Annotated in this window: 16 protein-coding genes; 13 read left to right on the top strand and 3 right to left on the bottom strand. The window is 52.2% G+C overall.

Annotated features, from left to right (window positions below):
• Positions 1 to 24 precede the first annotated feature (24 nt).
• From ACZ5ER_RS01580 to hisS, 9 genes are all read left to right on the top strand, one after another.
• Positions 25 to 1,167 (top strand): cation:proton antiporter, encoded by a 1,143-nt coding sequence (locus tag ACZ5ER_RS01580; RefSeq protein WP_050002351.1) that lies wholly within the window; start codon positions 25 to 27, stop codon positions 1,165 to 1,167.
• A 10-nt stretch (positions 1,168 to 1,177) separates the two neighbouring features.
• On the top strand, positions 1,178 to 2,308 hold the full coding sequence (locus tag ACZ5ER_RS01575) for a cation:proton antiporter (protein WP_464934649.1): 1,131 nt from the start codon (positions 1,178 to 1,180) through the stop codon (positions 2,306 to 2,308).
• 178 nt (positions 2,309 to 2,486) lie between these two features.
• Positions 2,487 to 2,840: an IS1/IS1595 family N-terminal zinc-binding domain-containing protein gene (locus tag ACZ5ER_RS01570; RefSeq protein WP_144244801.1), complete on the top strand. Its 354-nt coding sequence runs from the start codon at positions 2,487 to 2,489 to the stop codon at positions 2,838 to 2,840.
• A 275-nt stretch (positions 2,841 to 3,115) separates the two neighbouring features.
• Entirely contained in the window at positions 3,116 to 3,547 is a 432-nt protein-coding gene (locus ACZ5ER_RS01565) for an IS1/IS1595 family N-terminal zinc-binding domain-containing protein (RefSeq protein WP_227738787.1), read from the top strand.
• A gap of 265 nt (positions 3,548 to 3,812) precedes the next feature.
• Positions 3,813 to 4,457 (top strand): DUF257 family protein, encoded by a 645-nt coding sequence (locus tag ACZ5ER_RS01560; RefSeq protein WP_050002354.1) that lies wholly within the window; start codon positions 3,813 to 3,815, stop codon positions 4,455 to 4,457.
• A gap of 3 nt (positions 4,458 to 4,460) precedes the next feature.
• Positions 4,461 to 5,921: a methyl-accepting chemotaxis protein gene (locus ACZ5ER_RS01555; protein ID WP_050002355.1), complete on the top strand. Its 1,461-nt coding sequence runs from the start codon at positions 4,461 to 4,463 to the stop codon at positions 5,919 to 5,921.
• Between the two features lie 36 nt (positions 5,922 to 5,957).
• Positions 5,958 to 6,689: a hypothetical protein gene (locus ACZ5ER_RS01550; protein ID WP_464934648.1), complete on the top strand. Its 732-nt coding sequence runs from the start codon at positions 5,958 to 5,960 to the stop codon at positions 6,687 to 6,689.
• Between the two features lie 103 nt (positions 6,690 to 6,792).
• On the top strand, positions 6,793 to 7,407 hold the full coding sequence (locus ACZ5ER_RS01545; RefSeq protein WP_050002357.1) for a MarC family protein: 615 nt from the start codon (positions 6,793 to 6,795) through the stop codon (positions 7,405 to 7,407).
• A gap of 64 nt (positions 7,408 to 7,471) precedes the next feature.
• Positions 7,472 to 8,779 (top strand): histidine--tRNA ligase, encoded by a 1,308-nt coding sequence (gene hisS / locus ACZ5ER_RS01540; RefSeq protein WP_464935050.1) that lies wholly within the window; start codon positions 7,472 to 7,474, stop codon positions 8,777 to 8,779.
• A 164-nt stretch (positions 8,780 to 8,943) separates the two neighbouring features.
• Here the strand turns inward: hisS and ACZ5ER_RS01535 are convergent, their stop codons facing one another.
• Complete coding sequence (locus ACZ5ER_RS01535) at positions 8,944 to 9,831, bottom strand: phospholipase D-like domain-containing protein (RefSeq protein WP_464934647.1); 888 nt, start codon at positions 9,829 to 9,831, stop codon at positions 8,944 to 8,946.
• Positions 9,832 to 9,958: 127 nt separating this feature from the next.
• Between ACZ5ER_RS01535 and ACZ5ER_RS01530 the strand changes: the two genes are divergently transcribed.
• From ACZ5ER_RS01530 to ACZ5ER_RS01515, 4 genes are all read left to right on the top strand, one after another.
• A complete protein-coding gene (locus ACZ5ER_RS01530) occupies positions 9,959 to 10,255 on the top strand; it encodes a hypothetical protein (RefSeq protein WP_050002360.1) in 297 nt (98 codons plus the stop codon).
• Positions 10,256 to 10,311: 56 nt separating this feature from the next.
• On the top strand, positions 10,312 to 13,053 hold the full coding sequence (gene alaS / locus ACZ5ER_RS01525; RefSeq protein ID WP_464935049.1) for an alanine--tRNA ligase: 2,742 nt from the start codon (positions 10,312 to 10,314) through the stop codon (positions 13,051 to 13,053).
• Positions 13,054 to 13,219: 166 nt separating this feature from the next.
• Positions 13,220 to 14,743: an ABC transporter permease subunit gene (locus tag ACZ5ER_RS01520; RefSeq protein WP_464934646.1), complete on the top strand. Its 1,524-nt coding sequence runs from the start codon at positions 13,220 to 13,222 to the stop codon at positions 14,741 to 14,743.
• 68 nt (positions 14,744 to 14,811) lie between these two features.
• Positions 14,812 to 15,180, top strand: a complete 369-nt coding sequence (locus ACZ5ER_RS01515) for a hypothetical protein (RefSeq protein WP_464934645.1) — start codon at positions 14,812 to 14,814, stop codon at positions 15,178 to 15,180.
• Here ACZ5ER_RS01515 and ACZ5ER_RS01510 read toward each other — a convergent pair.
• Together ACZ5ER_RS01510 and ACZ5ER_RS01505 are read right to left on the bottom strand one after the other, a co-directional pair.
• Positions 15,152 to 15,625 (bottom strand): hypothetical protein, encoded by a 474-nt coding sequence (locus ACZ5ER_RS01510; protein ID WP_464934644.1) that lies wholly within the window; start codon positions 15,623 to 15,625, stop codon positions 15,152 to 15,154. The genes ACZ5ER_RS01515 and ACZ5ER_RS01510 overlap by 29 nt on opposite strands.
• Positions 15,626 to 15,692: 67 nt before the next feature.
• Positions 15,693 to 16,445 carry a Nif3-like dinuclear metal center hexameric protein gene (locus ACZ5ER_RS01505; protein ID WP_464934643.1) on the bottom strand — a complete coding sequence of 251 codons (753 nt, stop codon included), beginning with the start codon at positions 16,443 to 16,445 and terminating at the stop codon, positions 15,693 to 15,695.
• Between the last annotated feature and the right edge of the window lie 81 nt (positions 16,446 to 16,526).

Genomic DNA, 16,526 nt, shown 5'->3' with positions numbered 1-16,526 from the left:
AAAAACCAAAGCGGGATGATAATCATGGACGTGTTCCTGGAGCTGGCGCTGATACTCGTAGTTGCAAAGCTGTTCGGCTACCTCACAGTTCGCTTTGGGTTTCCTGCGGCCCTCGGCCAGCTGATTGGTGGCATTTTAATAGGTCCGTCACTGTTAAACTTGGTGGCATATGATGAAGGAATTAAACTAATCGCTGAGCTCGGCGTCGTCATGCTGCTTTTCCTGGCAGGCCTCGAAACCGACATCGAGGAGTTCAAAAACGTCGGTGTTCCCGCCTTCATAGTGGCAGTTCTTGGCGTTATAATCCCATTTATTCTTGGGTACGTCAGTGCCCTTGCATGGGGGTATTCCCACCTCCAGGCACTATTCTTGGGTGGAATTCTGACTGCCACGAGCGTCGGTCTGACAACGAGCATCCTTATGGAGATGAAAAAGCTCCGTACAAGGGTCGGCACAACGATTCTCGCGGCTGCCGTCGTTGACGACGTCCTTGGTATCATAATTTTAACGGTTCTCGTCGCCATGAACACAAAGGGGAGCGTTTATCCCGTGGACGTCCTTATAATCCTCGGTGAAGTTGTCCTCTTTTTCATCCTTGGTCTCCTCCTTGGCAGTCCCGCGGTAAAGGAAGCCCTGAGGGCGTCTGAGAGAATAAACCTGCCGGAGACGGTAACGGCCTTTGCAATAGCCATAATGCTCATTTTTGCCTACATCGCCGAGCGGTTCCAGCTGGCGGGCATAACGGGCGCTTACCTTGCCGGCCTCATTGTGGCGGGCAGTGCCGAGGCGAGAGAAATCACCAGCAAGACCCTGACCATCGGCTACTCGCTATTTATACCAGTCTTTCTCGTCAGCATAGGCATTGAGACCAACGTCCACGTCTTGGCCCACGTAGGGGCCTTTGCAGGACTCTACGCGGTTATGGCGATAGTTGGAAAAATTATCGGCTGTGGAATTGGTGGAGTGCTCACAGGGTTTAAGGCTCGGGAAGCCCTTCAGGTTGGGGTTGGCATGGTTCCGAGAATGGAGGTGGCCCTTATAATGGCCAACATAGGCCTCCGGGAGGGCGTCTTTGACAGGGGGACGTTCTCGATACCCGTCAGCATGGTGATAATAACGACGCTGGTTACTCCTTTCCTCCTGAAGTGGGCCTTTTCGAGGGAATAGGGGCGATAGCATGGAGATACTCCTCCTGATAGCGGTAATGCTTGCAACGGCGAAGCTGATGGGCTATATCTTCGAAAGGTTTGGCCAGCCTGTGGTTTTGGGCCAGATATTTGGGGGCCTGTTGATTGGCATATTCTTCGAGACGAACGAGGTTATAAGCCAGTTTGCCAACCTTGGTGTCCTTCTGCTCCTCTTCATAGCGGGCCTTGAGAGCGAGCTGGAGGAGTTCAAGCGCGTCGGGAAGCAGAGCGTTGTAGTTGCAGGGGTAGGTGTTCTCGTTTCTTTTCTCCTCGGCTTTGCCGTCGCTTACTTTTTCGTCCCCCTCCACGAGGCCGTCCTCTACGGCGCCATGATGACGCCGACGAGCGTGAGCATAACGGTGAAGGTATTAATGGAGCTCAGAAAGCTCAACACGCGCGAGGGGACGACGATTCTCGCGGCTGCCGTCGTTGACGATATCCTTGGAATTCTCGTACTCACGGTGGCAATCTCGATTATAAAGGGCGGGAGCGTTGACTACTCCAGCCTCCTTGAGGTCATTATCTCTGTTTCATTGCTCCTCTTTTTCTTCCTCTACTTCGGGCCCGGCCTCGCGGACAGGGCTTTTCGCTTTATCTCGCGCATAGACCTTCCTGAGAGCGAGACTGCCTTTGCCCTGGTCTTCCTTATCGTCTTCGCATACTTGGCCGAGCACCTGAACCTCGCTTCAATACTTGGAGCGTACCTCACGGGCCTCGCACTCGGCCAGAGCTCCAAGAAGAAGGCGATAATGGACCATATGAACGTCCTCGGCTACTCCCTCTTCATTCCACTGTTCTTTGTTGAGGTGGGCATGAGAATAGAGCTTGGCTACATACCTCACGCTGGCCTCTTCGCCGTCCTGTACACCATCATGGCCATAGTGAGCAAAATAGTTGGATGTGGCCTCGGTGCAAGGCTTGCCGGCTTTGACTGGGCGTCCTCTCTCAGAATCGGTGTTGGAATGGTTCCCAGAATGGGCGTCGAGCTGGCGATGCTCGCCGTTGCGATGTCGAGCGGTGTAATCGGTTCGGACGCACTAACCGTGGCCATTCTCATGGTGTTCGTGACGACGGTGATAACGCCGCCCCTGCTTAAGACTGTGTTTTCCGCGGGACACTGATGTGCACATCTTTACGTTCATTTGTGTTGTTTTTATTATATCTAGGCACGATATTGGTCACAAAATTTTATAATTGCAACTTTTTGTTACTATAATCGAGTTATGGGGGTGGTGAAAATGGAGGCAAGGTCATTTGGAGAGTTTTCCCGCATCATGAGGGCCTCAGAGAAAGACATCATTGAAGCAGTCAAGGTGGTGCGGCTTCGACCTCGCATGCCCTGATTGCGGTTCAAGAGATGTCGTCAGGATAGGCTATTTGGACAGGGGTAGCTTCAGGGTTCAGCGCTTTCAGTGCAAGCGCTGTGGCAGAACATTCACGGAACTCGAAGACACGCCCTTTAAGGGGGTTCATGACCCAAAAGCCCTTGTGGCGGTGGCGTATCTCCGCCTCAGAGCTGGCTTGAAGGAGTCTGCCATAGCCAAATTGCTGGGGATGTCGTATCCCTCTGTTAAAAGACTATCAATAAGAGCGTACAAGCACAGGAAGTTCTTGGAGCGGGTGCTGGACGTGTTACTAAAGGCTCGTTCGTAAGGTCTCTTGAAAGAATGTTGTTGGGCATTTTGTTTTTTCATTCTTTGTCTTCGGATCTTGTGTGTTTTGAGTTTTTTTGTTTTTCATATTATGATATGCTGGTTTTGATTCCAGTTTGAACGTTAAACTTGCAACATTTTTTGAGCTTCCGTTTAATAGGTAATGTTTTTTGATTAAAACAATAATTATCGTTAAATATTTCCATAATTTCATTTCAAGAAATCACAATAAAACCTAAAAAATATAAACAGAATTAGGCTCGTCTGGGTGAAATTATGGCGTCGATGGACTCTCTGAGGGAGCTTGAGCAAATTCTCTCTATCCCTGAAGAAGTAATTATCAGAAGGGCATCAACACTAGTTCCCCCAAAGTGCCCTGTCTGTGGCTCAACATCACTTGTGAGAATCGGCGGCGTGGTTAAAGCTAACGGTTTAAGGATTCAGCGATTCAGGTGCAAGTCCTGCGGTAGGACGTTCACTGAGCTGGAAGGGACTCCTCTAAAGGGGCTTCATGATTTGAAATTCTCGTTGGTAGTTGCGTATCTTTATTTGTGTTTAAAGGTGGAACCAGGGGCAATAGCCAAGATGACAGGTCGTTCCTTTTCTACGGTATCTAGACTCGTGGGGCGGGTAAAAAATCATAGAAGCTTCTTTGTCAAATTGTTAGAATCTTTGGGTGTTACAGTTGGTACTAGGTGCAAGGTCTAATAAAAAACTTTGTTGAACCTCTATTTTATTATATTGTCTGGGTGTTGTCTCTAACTCTAAAGGTTTCAGTTTTGACCTTTGGACATTTTATTTTTAAACTATTGAGCATTACTAAACAGTTTTTTAAACTATTTACTTTGTGTTTTATTTTGTAAGATTTTCAATTGATTTTGAATTGGATTGGATAGTTTATGTAACTAAAATATGCAAAAACATTTAAAAATAGCACATTCTTTCCAAAATTTTGAGAAGGGGGGTGTATTGAATGGGTATCGCGAAGATAGTAATGAGTCAAAAGGCGAGTGTGCTAATAGAACATACTTCCGAGGACATAGTTGGGTATGTGTTGGTTAAGCTTCTTAGAGATGTCTTTGAATGCTGCGGAGATTCCCAAATAGACTTAGTCGTGACTGACTTCTTTGACGCCTTTTCAGTGTATCTCTACCACGCGGAGCTTTTGGGTATGGATACCGACTTTATCAGCAACATCTCGGTAATCAAAGTTGGGGGTAAGATAAACGTTGGAAACGTCCTTCAAACAGTGCCTATCTCCCCATATCCCGTTTACAAGGTTCGCTACGAGGAAGCGCTGTCTAGGATATTGAGGAGCGATGACAATAACAGAGTCAAACTCAACATACAAGTAGGTATTGACATGATTATGAACCTCTTCGACAAAAAGGAGCTGATTGAGCAGATACACGACATAGGCAGACAAATAATACAGAACAAAGATGTTATCAACGTGGTCTTTATTAACTCCGAATCAGTGGGACAGGCTTCTTTTGAGGCCCTTCCCCTCCTAAGGCTAATGTTTCCGATTGTCCTCCAACTCGAAAGGGGCGGAGAGGGATTTGTTGTAAAGAAAAGCGTTTTCCCAGAACTCAGGGGAATAAAGGGAGAGGTGTGAGCCATGGACTTCAGAAGGAAGCTTTTCATGGCTATTGCCATTCCCCTGGTTCTTGTAGTTCTCAGCGCCATTATCGTCCAGCAGATTGCTATGAAGCAGCTTACAGGGGCCCTAGCGTCTGCAGGAGCCTCTGTGCAGGCTGTCCTCAGCTCACACAGGCGTATCCTCTGGATGAACATAGGGATAATGGCACTCACTGCCCTTGTGTCGGGCGGGATAGCCTTCAAGCTGATGGGCTCCGCCCTTGAACCGGTAGTTGAAATGACACGCGTTGCGAACGCGATTTCTGAGGGCCGGCTCAAAGAAGCGGAGCAGATGATAGGGAGAATCCGCTACCGTGAAAATGATGAGATAGGTAGGCTTCTTGAGGCTTTCAAAGTAATTTCGACAGATGTTCTTGAGACCCTTGAACTCATAGCTGAAAGAATGGAGAAAATATCCCAAGGCGACATAACTGAAGAGTTAACGGCCCACGCTAAGGGTGACTTTGAGGAAATTCTCAACTCAATGCGTTCTGCGATAGTGAATCTGAAGAGCCTTATGGTGACTGTCAAGGAGCTTGCTACGACTCTTGAGAACCGGGCTGACGACCTCACTAAGATTACATCTGAGATAAGTGAAGCTGTAGGTCAGGTCGCTGAGGCCATTAGTCAGGTCAGTACAGAGGCGCAGAGACAGCAGGAGAGCATCACAATGATAACGGACAGCGTTAACATGACTGCGGACTTGACTAGGAAGACTATGGAGGCCGTTGAGGAGTTCAGTGGTATTGTAGAGGAAGTTCTTAACATAGCCAGGGAAGGTGAGGAGAACGGACAGCGGGCCATTTCTCAGATTGGGCAGATTCAGAGCTCAATGCGCTCTATAAGTGAGGCTGTCTCAGAGGTTGCCGACAGGAGCAGGCATATTGACGAGATAATAAACGCAATCAGCTCAATTGCGGAGCAGACTAACCTTCTGGCACTCAATGCGGCCGTTGAAGCGGCGCGGGCGGGTGATGCTGGGAAAGGATTTGCCGTCGTTGCCGAGGAGATCAGGAATCTAGCGGAGGAGAGCAAACGGGCGGCTGAGAAGATAAAGGAGATAGTTAACGAAATCCAGGACAAAGTGGAGAACGCCGTAATTGAGACAAAGAACGGCTCAAGGGTCATAGACGAGTCTGTGGACTTCCTGAGGGAGACCGTTGGTTACCTGGTCAATATCAGCGAGCTCTTGAAGGACGTCGAGGAGCGCTTCTCGGGGCTTAAGTCTGAGATAGGGCGGACGAACGAGGAGATGGAAGAGGCCAAGAAGGCCCTTGAGAACCTTGCCGCGAGTGCCGAAGAAACAACTGCCAGCGCCGAGGAGGTCAGTGCGAGTGCTGAGGAGCAGGCCTCTGCCCTGGAGGAAGTCAGGAGGAACATCCTTGAACTGAGACAGATAGTTGGAGAGCTCAGGCACGCCGTGGAGTTCATAAGAGCCTGAACGGGGGATACTATGCCGCGCGTTAATGGTGTGGATGTGGTCAGTGAGCTCATTGTAGAGAGCGTAGAAAACGGTTCGGTAACCTCAATACTCTATGACGCCTACTCCCTTGGTTGGACACTCGGGTTCGAAATTCTCAGGGCCCTCGTAGAGGAGGATTTTTTTGGCGTTGTTCACAACTACTCCCTTCCTGTCCCTCGACTTATTTCCCGGGCATCTTTTGCGGGACTTAATATTCCCGAGCTAGCCAAGCAAGGATTTCTGAAGATTGTTGACCTCTTTGGGTCTCGCTATAACATTCCACCTTTTGATGACTATGTTATCAGGGTTGATAATCCAACAGAAGATACCCTAGCGCCCAAAATAGAAAAAATCTACCGAGACGTTATCTACCCCCTTTCTGAAGGCAAAGGAATAATTAAGCTGATATATACCCTCGATGGTACTGTGGTAATGTTCGGGGAGAAGGCAACTCTCAAGCTTCTGAACTCTGAAGTTGCATTTCTTGCCAGAGAGTCACTCAACAGAACGATATCAACAATACTCCTTGTTAACACAGACGTTGTTTCCGAGCGTCTTGTTGCGTGGGTTTCAAGCATCTCTGACACAATGGTAGCTTTCAAGTCTAGCATAAAAGATGATACGCTTGTTGAGAGAATGGTCGTACTCAAAACTCCAAGTCCGAGCTTTGAACCCATGACCTACGACTTCAGGCTCTCGACGAAAAATGGGAAAATGCACCATCTCCGCTTTGAAAAGCTCGACTAGCTCGGCCAACCGAGTGCTCATCATACCTCAGACAGTGCCGGTCTCGTCATCGCTTGTTCAATATGAGGGGTAGCTTTTTAAATCGCTTTCCCCAGCTCCGAATATGAGTGAACTGTCAACCATACTGAGCTCCGCACTGCTGATGCTCATCATGATAGACCCGAGCGATAAGATACTCCTCGTCAGCTTTCTGCGCGAGGACTTCCACATAGAGGACATTAAAGCCCTCATCATAAGGGCCAACCTTATAGGTTTCCTTCTCCTGGCGAGCTTCGCCGTGGCCGGCCAGATAATTCTGCGGGAGATTTTCCACATAGACATAAACGCCCTGAAGGTTGCTGGGGGCTTCGTTCTCTTCAAGATAGGTCTGGAAGCGCTGGAAGGCGGCGGAATGTTCACGCTGAAGAGGGAGCGCGACATACTCGCTCTAGCCGCCGTTCCCGTTGCGATGCCCCTGATAGCCGGTCCCGCCGCGATAACTGCCGCCATCACCCTCACGGCCGAGTATGGCTACCTCGTTTCCCTTTCGGCCACTGCCATAGCGATAGCTATCGTTGCCATCTCGATGTTTGTTGCGCTTTACATGATGAAGTCGGTCAATAAGACGTTCCTGAGCGTCACGATAAGGATAATCGGTCTCTTCATAATGGCCATTGGGGCTCAAATGATGGTCGAGGGCGTCGTCGGGATATACCTCCTCATGACATCTTCTGGATGAACGTCAAACCTTGTCGGGATAACCTTTTAACTTCTCCCTCCTCTCTTCTGAAAAGGTGAGAGAAATGAAAGTTGAGCGCGTTAAGGGGACGAGGGACTTTTTACCAGGGGAGATGGCGAAGAGGAGATGGGTGCTTGACAAGATTCGCGAAACCTTTGAGCGTTATAACTTTCACGAGGTCTTAACGCCCACTTTTGAATACACTGACCTCTTTAGGCTCAGGAGCGGTGAGGAAGTCGTTAAACAGCTCTACGCCTTCCTCGACAAGGGGGGTAGGGACATCTCCCTGAGGCCGGACATGACTTCGAGCGTCGCGAGGCTCTACGTCTCATCTTTCCAAACGGCTCCGAAGCCCATCAAGTGGTACTACATCGCCAACATGTTCCGCTACGAGGAACCACAGAGCGGCCGCTACCGTGAGTTCTGGCAGGCGGGCGTTGAGCTCATCGGGAGCGATAAGGTCGAGGCCGATGCTGAGGTAATCGCGCTCTTCACAGAGAGCTACCTCGCCACAGGCCTTGAGGACTTCACAGTGAACGTCGGTGACAGAATTCTGCTCGACGAGTTCGCCAAGATGCTCAGCGTCAAAGACGACATCGGGCTCATGAGGCTCATAGACAAGAAGGACAAGCTTACCCAAGAGGAGTTCGTTAAAGCTTTGAAAGACTTTGGGCTGGACGATGAGGGCGTCGAGAAAGTCCTCTCGCTGATTGAAATAAAGGGCGAGCCGAACGAGGTTCTCCCGAAGGCGGAAGAGCTCTTCACGAGCGAGAAGGCTAAAGAAGAAATCAAGCGCCTCTACGAGCTGGTTGACCTGCTCGACGCCTATGGAGTCTCGAAATGGATTAGGATTGACCTCGGAATAGCGCGCGGTTTTGACTACTACACGAGCGTCGTCTTCGAGGCGATAGCGCCGAACGACCTCGGAATCGGCTCGATAGGCGGCGGTGGAAGGTACGACAACCTCATCGAGGTCTTCGGTGGCAAGCCGACGCCAGCGACGGGTTTCGCAATAGGCGTTGAGAGGCTCATTCCAATCCTCGAATGGAAGGGCCTAATTCCGGAGCCGAAGCTGAGACCCGACGTCTACGTGATTCCAATCGGAAACGAGGCTGAGCTCAAAAAGACCGCAGTTGATGTGGTTTCGGCCCTCAGGAGGGCTGGCGTTAAGGCCGACGTTGAGCTGACCGGCAGAAAGCTTAGGAAGGCCCTTGACTATGCTGGAAGGCTCGGTGTCCCCTACGTCGTACTCATCGGTAAGAGAGACCTCGCCGAGGGCAGGGTGACTATAAGGGACATGGAGAGCGGAGAACAGAGGGCCGTGGAGAAGGAGATGGTTGTGGAAGAAGTGCTGGCCCTTCTGGGCCTCTGAACTCATTTCTTAACTTCAACTCTAAACTCTCTGGCCTTTCTTTTCATCTTCCCCGCCTCAAACTTTCTCACGAAGGGAGGGCAGGAGCGCCACTTCAGGTATATCCAGACCACCCCTTTCTATGGTTCTGTGTAGTGTGAGAAGTATAAAAAAGTGTGGAGGACTCAGGCCTCCCTTCTGACGTCCTCGAAGTACGCTATTACCCTCTCTGCCATTTCCCTGGAGCGTATCCGTACGCTCACCTCGTGGTTCCAGTACAGGGCGCTCTCGCTCCAGTTGTGGCTCCCGATGAAAACTATTTCGCCGTCAACAACTATGGCCTTTGCGTGGAGGGTCGTTTGGGGTGAGTCAAAGGAAACATCTACTCCGTTGGAGCGGAGGTACTCGTAGGCCTCCCTGTTGTCTTCGAGGCTGTCTTCAAGGAGCACGTGGACTTCGACGCCCCTTCTCCTGGCGCTGACGAGGGCCTGTATGAGGTCGTTGGCCCAGTCAAAGCTGTCCCCTGGGTCGTACTTCATCAAGAACATCATAACGTATACACTCTCCCTGGAGTTATCTATTGCACTTATGGCCCTGCGGTAGTACTCTTCGTCAGGCAGAAGCTCAACGCTTGTAGTGTTGCCGGACATGTTTTCAAGCCGCTCCCTGCAGGACTCCAGCTCCGCCGTTGTCTCCCTCAGTTTCTCCCGGGTTCTGGCTAGGTCGTCCTCGCATGCCTTCAAGCTTTTGCTTGTATTCCTCTGGCTTTCAACTTCCACTAGGCAGGCTTTGTAGCTCTCGCTGAGGTTTTTTAGTCTCTCCATCGTCTGGTTAAGGGCCTGCTGGAGTAGCAGTACCTGGCTATTGCACTTTGAGAGGTTCTCGGCAAGCTCCATCTCCGAGCTCCTGTTCTCCACGGGGACGATTTTAGTGGTCGTTGTTGTCTCTGTAACTGTCCTGTTCTTCTCGACGGTGACCGTCCCTGCGTTCTCAACTGTTTTCCCGCCGAGGCACCCTGCAGTGAGGAGTACCGCGGCGACTACTAACACCAGCACGTAGTTTTTTGCCCTCATGGGGCGACCGTCCCCCGTGACATTTAAATAAATTACTTGCGGGTGAATAGTTGCCGTATAGTTGCCGTTTGGGATGATGAGTCTGGAGCCCCCTGAGCGGTGAGGAGGTTTCGCGGGGCTGACCGAGATGATAAAGAGGAAAATCTGCCGCGAGTACATCGAGGAGATTGAGAGGCTTGAGCGCTCCATCCGCGAGCTTGAGGAGGAGATAATAGAGCTTAGAATGCAGCTCAGGAGGAAGACCGAGGAAGCTACAAACCTGAGCATCGAGAACGCCAGCCTGAGGCACAAGGTTGAAATGATGGAGAGGCGCGAAAGACAGCTGTTTGAGCTCCTCCAAAAGCTCAAGGTTCCGCTTGTGTACATAAATGAAGAGGAGTTCGAGGACGTGGACGTTGACCTTTCCCTTGACTCAAAGGAGTGAGGGAAAGGTTAATTAGGAGCTCCCCTCTTTTTAGGTCAGCTTAAGGGGTGATGCTAATGAGCATGGACATGACCACGAGAATGTTCAAAGAGGAAGGATGGATTAGAAAGCAGTGCCCCAAGTGCGGCAAGTACTTCTGGACGCTCGACCCTGACAGGGAGACCTGCGGCGACCCGCCGTGTGACGAGTACCAGTTCATTGGAAAGCCCGGCATACCGAAGAAGTACACCCTCGACGAGATGCGCGAGAAGTTCCTGAGCTTCTTTGAGAAGCACGGCCACGGAAGGGTCAAGCGCTACCCGGTTCTTCCGCGCTGGAGAGACGACGTCCTGCTCGTTGGAGCGAGCATAATGGACTTCCAGCCGTGGGTAATCAGCGGTGAGGCCGACCCTCCAGCCAACCCGCTCACCATAAGTCAGCCCTCGATAAGGTTCACAGACATTGACAACGTCGGAATAACGGGCAGGCACTTCACGATTTTCGAGATGATGGCCCACCACGCCTTCAACTACCCGGGCAAGCCAATCTACTGGATGGACGAGACCGTTGAGCTCGCCTTCGAGTTCTTCACGAAGGAGCTCGGCATGAAGCCAGAGGACATCACCTTCAAGGAGAACCCCTGGGCTGGTGGAGGAAACGCCGGGCCGGCGTTCGAGGTGCTCTACCGCGGTCTTGAGGTTGCAACGCTCGTCTTCATGCAGTACAAGAAGGCCCCCGAAAACGCCGACCCGAGCCAGGTGGTTGAGATAAAGGGCGACTACTACGTCCCGATGGAGACCCGCGTTGTTGACACCGGCTACGGCCTTGAGAGGCTCGTCTGGATGAGCCACGGAACGCCTACCGCTTACGACGCCGTCCTCGGCTATGTCATCGAGCCCCTGAAGAAGATGGCCGGCGTTGAAAAGATAGACGAGAGAATTCTGATGGAGAACTCCCGCCTCGCTGGAATATTCGACATCGAGGACATGGGCGACCTGCGTTACCTCCGCGAGCAGGTGGCGAAGCGCGTCGGCATAACCGTCGAGGAGCTTGAGAAGGCCGTTAGGCCCTACGAGCTCATCTACGCCATAGCCGACCACACCAAGGCCCTGACATTCATGCTCGCCGACGGTGTAATCCCGTCCAACGTTAAGGCAGGCTATTTAGCTAGGCTCCTCATAAGGAAGAGCATAAGACATCTGAGGGAGCTCGGCCTCGAAGTTCCGCTCGCTGAAATCGTCGCGATGCACATAAAGGAGCTCTCACCGACGTTCCCCGAGTTCAAGGAGATGGAAGATGTTATTCTCGACATAATCAACGTCGAGGAGAAGCGCTACCACGAGACCCTCAAGAGGGGAAGCGACCTTGTCAGGAGAGAAATAGCGAAGCTCAAGAAGAAGGGCATCAACGAGCTCCCGCTCGAGAAGCTCATCCTCTTCTACGAGAGCCACGGCCTTACCCCTGAGATAGTGGCGGAAGTGGCGCAGAAGGAAGGTATAAAGGTCGAGATTCCCGACAACTTCTACACGCTCGTGGCTAAACAGGCCGAGAAGACCGAGAAGAAGACCGCCGCTGAATACGTCGTTGACTTCGAACTCGTTAAGGACTTACCCGAGACGAGGACGCTCTACTACGAGGACCCCTTCATGAAGGAGTTCGACGCCGAGGTCGTTAAGGTCATAGACGACTGGGTCGTGCTCAACCAGACTGCCTTCTACCCGGAGGGCGGTGGTCAGCCCTACGACACCGGAACGCTCAAGGTTAACGGCGAGGAAGTCAAGGTCACCAACGTCCAGAAGGTCGGGAAGGTAATCCTCCACCGCGTTGATAAACCGGAGCTCTTCAAGCCCGGAGCGAAGGTTCACGGGAAGCTCGACTGGGACAGAAGGATACAGCACATGCGCCACCACACGGGAACGCACGTCCTCATGGGAGCTCTCGTCAGAGTCTTAGGAAAGCACGTCTGGCAAGCTGGAAGTCAGCTCCACACCGACTGGGCGAGGCTGGACATAAGTCACTACAAGCGCATCACCGAGGAGGAACTTAGAGAAATCGAGCGCCTCGCCAACCGCGTCGTCATGGAGAACAGGGAGGTGACCTGGGAGTGGCTTCCGAGGACCGAAGCAGAAATGAAGTACGGCTTCCGCCTCTACCAGGGTGGCGTCGTTCCCGGAAGAACGATAAGGGTCGTTAAAATAGAGGACTGGGACGTTCAGGCCTGTGGTGGAACGCACCTGCCGAACACCGGTCTAATAGGCCCGATTAAGATCCTGAGGACCGAGCGCATACAGGACGGCGTTGAGAGAATAATATTCGCCGCCGGAGAGGCCGCTGTTGACTGGATGCAAGAGACGGAGAGGCTCCTCAAGAAGACCGCTGAAATCTTCCGCGTTCCAGTGGAGAAGGTGCCAGAAACCGCGGAGAGGTTCTTCAACGAGTGGAAGGAAGCGAGGAAAGAGGTCGAGAAGCTCAGGAAGGAGCTGGCAAAGCTCCTCGTCTACGAGCTGGAGAACAAGGTCGAGAAGGTTGGCGATGTAGAGTTCATCGGCGGGGTCGTTGAGGGCACGATGGACGACCTCCGCGAGGCTGCCAACAGGCTCAGGAAGGAGAAGAGGGTTGTAGTCCTCATCAGCAGGGAGGGCCACTTTGTTGTTGCAGTTGGCGATGCCCTCGACATCAAAGCGGGAGAGCTGGCGAAGATAATAACCTCCGTCGCTGGCGGTGGCGGTGGTGGGAGGAAAGAGCTCGCCCAGGGCAGGATAAAGAACCCGCTGAAGGCCGAGGAGGCGATAGAGGAGGTCAAGAAGAGGCTCGGGTGAGCTTTGGTGAATGTCCTTTGAGAAGCCGTTATTTTTTTAAATCTCCTCTCTAACTTTTCTCGGTTGAAATGAGGGACGGCCTTAGAATAGTCCGCGAGTTCTTCGGGGTTCAGAGGGAGGTCTTTTTCAGCTACCTCTTAAACGTTAGCGCTTGGGGTGGTGTCAGGTGAGAACCAAACTCCTGCTCTTCCTCCTTTCTCTCTTCCCGGCCGTAGCGGTAGAGGTAGACGTTAACAGGTTTACCGCTCACTACCCCAACGTGTCTCCCGAAAAACTCGGCTACCTGATAACGGCCGATTTGCTCTCTAAGTGGTTTCCAAACTTCATCAAGTTCCTTTTGATTCCACTCGTCTTAGTCCTTCTCCTCTCGCGCTTTGGGTCGGAATTCGAGCGGGGCAATGTCCGTTTACTCCTCTCAAAGCCCCTCACGAGGAGGCGTTACTTCCTCGGATGGGTTCTTGAGGGGTTGAAGCTTGCCCTGATTCCTGCTATAGGGGTAGCTGTTTCCGGGACACTCGCGATGCTGGCTCACGGTCTTGAAGTTAGGGACTACATCATCGGCTCCCTCGCCCTTTCGCTCTCGCTGGTTGGTGTAGTCGGAATCGCCCTGCTTCTTCTTCCCTTCACAACCTCCCGCGATTCGGGGGTCTTCCTCGGGCTGGGAGCGTTTGTAGTTCTCCTTCTCCTTGGAAAGTTCGATTATTCCTTCATCCCGACCGCTTACCTTGATGGGGCAATCTCCATCGGGGGGAGCGTTTCCGTCTCCCATAAGGCCGTTGGAGGACTTTTGGCCCTTTCCGTTGGCCTGTCGCTCGCGGGAATGGAGCTGTTTAGGAGGAGGGAGCTGAGGGCTTCTGAGTCTATCACCGTCCCCGGTTTTTCCTTCTCTCCACGCGGGCTCTACGGCGTTTTCCTCGGGCTGAGCCTTCAGAGCAAACGCTTCATGGCTTTCATAGCTCTGGCAACCCTAACGGCCTTCCTTAACTTGGACATGCTTGGGGATTATTACGCCAGCTGGGGAGTCCCCGGCATTTTGAACGCCCTAATTTCGGCTTTGGCCGGTGTATTCCTCCCCTTTGTTGTCCTCCCCCTCGGGGCGGTCTCGATAGGCTCGGCCATCGAGAACGGCACTGTTAGAGTTCTGCTGAGCAAGCCGTTGAGGAGGAGGGACTTTTTCCTCGGGACGCTCCTGAGCGATATCTCTGCCGTCTTCATCGGGGCTACCCTCTATCTGGCCACCCTCGTTGCCTACGCCCTCCACCTGGGTGCCCCCCTGAGTAAAACCCTTGAGCTCGGCCTTGCCTTTGGCTCCCTCCTTTTCCTCTCGCTCGTCCAGTACTTAGCACTCGGCTATTTGCTTTCGGCCTTTATGCGGGGCAGGAAGGCGCTTTTCGTCTCGCTGGTTCTCGCGTTCCTGCTGGGCTTCGCCGTTCCAATCGCCGTCATTGCGGCCTCAAACTCGGCGGGGGAGTCGTTAGTTGATGTTCTAGCCCGCAACTCCCTTCACGTGCCGAGTCCTAACCTGCACTACACCGTGCTTGCAAGGGCGGTTTCTCCGAAGAGAGGCCTTCCGCCGAAATCGCTATCAGAGGTTCTCAACTATCCAGGCAACCTGGCCCTGCTGGTCGTCCCGACGCTCGTTTACCTGGCAGTCTCGTGGTTAAAGTTCAGGAGAGCGGACTTGAGGTGATGCTCATGTTGAGGGTGAAAATCGGAAGTAGAGTATCTTTTTAACTCCCGCTTCTTTTATCCTTTGAGGTGTTTCAAATCAAGGTCAAAACCCTGACACGTCAGATAATCGAGCTCGCAGAAGAGCTCGGCCTCAACGCCGTCCTGGAATACAGGACGCCGGACAGCACGAGAATAGACGTTGCAATCCTTGACGGCGAGGAAAAAGTTTTGGCGATAGAGCTCGAAGCATCTTTCAAGTGGTTTCCGCAAAGGGTTCTCTACGACGTGGTTAAGGCCCACCGCGCCGGCTTTCCGGAGCTGTGGGTGATAACACCCTTCAGAGCTAGTCCTGGCTGGGTTCTCAAATACGCGGAAGAGGTTGGGCTCGTCCTCAGAATAATGGGAGAAGAAAAGGTTCTCTCAGAGCTCAGGACTTCTCTTCCTTCCGGTACTTGATGTAGATGACGTCCTCAGCGTGCCAGAAAGGTATCTGTTCGCCGATGATCCTTATCTCGGGGCTCTCGCCCTCGTATACTACCTTCCTCGTAAGCTCTTCCGGGAGCTGGAACTGGACGTAGACCTGGTTCGGCAGGCTGTCCTTGCTCACCTTAATCTTAGCCGTGCCAGTCCCCTTGTAGGTTTCGTCCCCGTACTTGAGGAGGTAGCTCGTACCCTCCGGGAATTCGATTCTCAGCTCAAATGAGCTTATTTTCGGCTCTATGTGCATTGTGAAGAGTCCAAAGCCGTCCTTTGTGACAAATGTGACGCTCTGGTTGTCCATGTAGAACACTTCTTTGTACTCGATTGTTGCTGGCGGTAGCTGGGCCGTCTGAAACGCATACGCGACGAGTGCAATGGTTATGATGGCCATAATCGCGAGTGCCTTGTTCACCGTGGTCACCTAAAAAGTGTTTGTTTCAACGTGTTATTAATACTTTTGTGTAGGTGGTTACGCCAAAAAATGGAATTCAAAGGCCGGTCGGCTCGTCTATGAAAAAGACATCGAGACCAAAGCGCTCCCTCACTACTTCCATGAGCGCCTTGACGCCCAGCGTCTCCGTCTCGTAGTGTCCCGCCACGAGGACACTCTGTGGCAGGTCTATAGCCGTCAGGTAGTCCGCGTGGCCGAATTCACCAGTTACGAGCAGGTCTATCCCCTTTCTGGAGGCCTCCTCCAGCGCAAACGCCCCGGCGCCGCTTATCGCACCAACTGTTTTAATAACTCTCTTCCCGAACTCGTAGGTTCTAACTGTTGTATCGAGCTTTTCCGCTATTATTTGGGCAACTTTCTCAATCGGCTGAGGTTCCTCAAACTCACCGTAGAAGCCTATGCTCAGGCTTTTGTACTCGCCGAAGGGCCCTTTGGGCTCTAAATCGAGCAGGCGGAGCAGGTCGACGTTGTTGCCGACCTCTGGGTGCGCATCGAGGGGCAGGTGAGCAACGTAGAGGTTCAGGCCGCTCTCGATTAGCGCCTTCAGCCTTTTGTAGTGGATACCTGTTATGTAGTTAAGGCCTCCCCAAATCATTCCGTGGTGCACTATCATCATGTCAGCCTTGCCCTTAACGGCCCTCTCGATTGTTCTGAGTGTTGTGTCAACGGCAAACGCTATCCTTTCGACCTCCGCCTTCCCCTCCACCTGGAGGCCGTTGCTCGACTTGTCCGGGTAAGCCGAAACCTGAAGGTAATCGTCGAGGAAAGATACAAGTTCGTTGCGGTTCATGGTTATCACCTATTCACTTGGTAAATTATTCAGTAACTGAATATGCCCCGCAAACCCTTTTAAAACCCCGCCCTACATCAA

It is taken from the genome of Thermococcus marinus (assembly GCF_055389025.1).
Note: the sequence above shows the minus strand (reverse complement) of the source record. Positions and strands in the feature narration are given on the sequence as shown.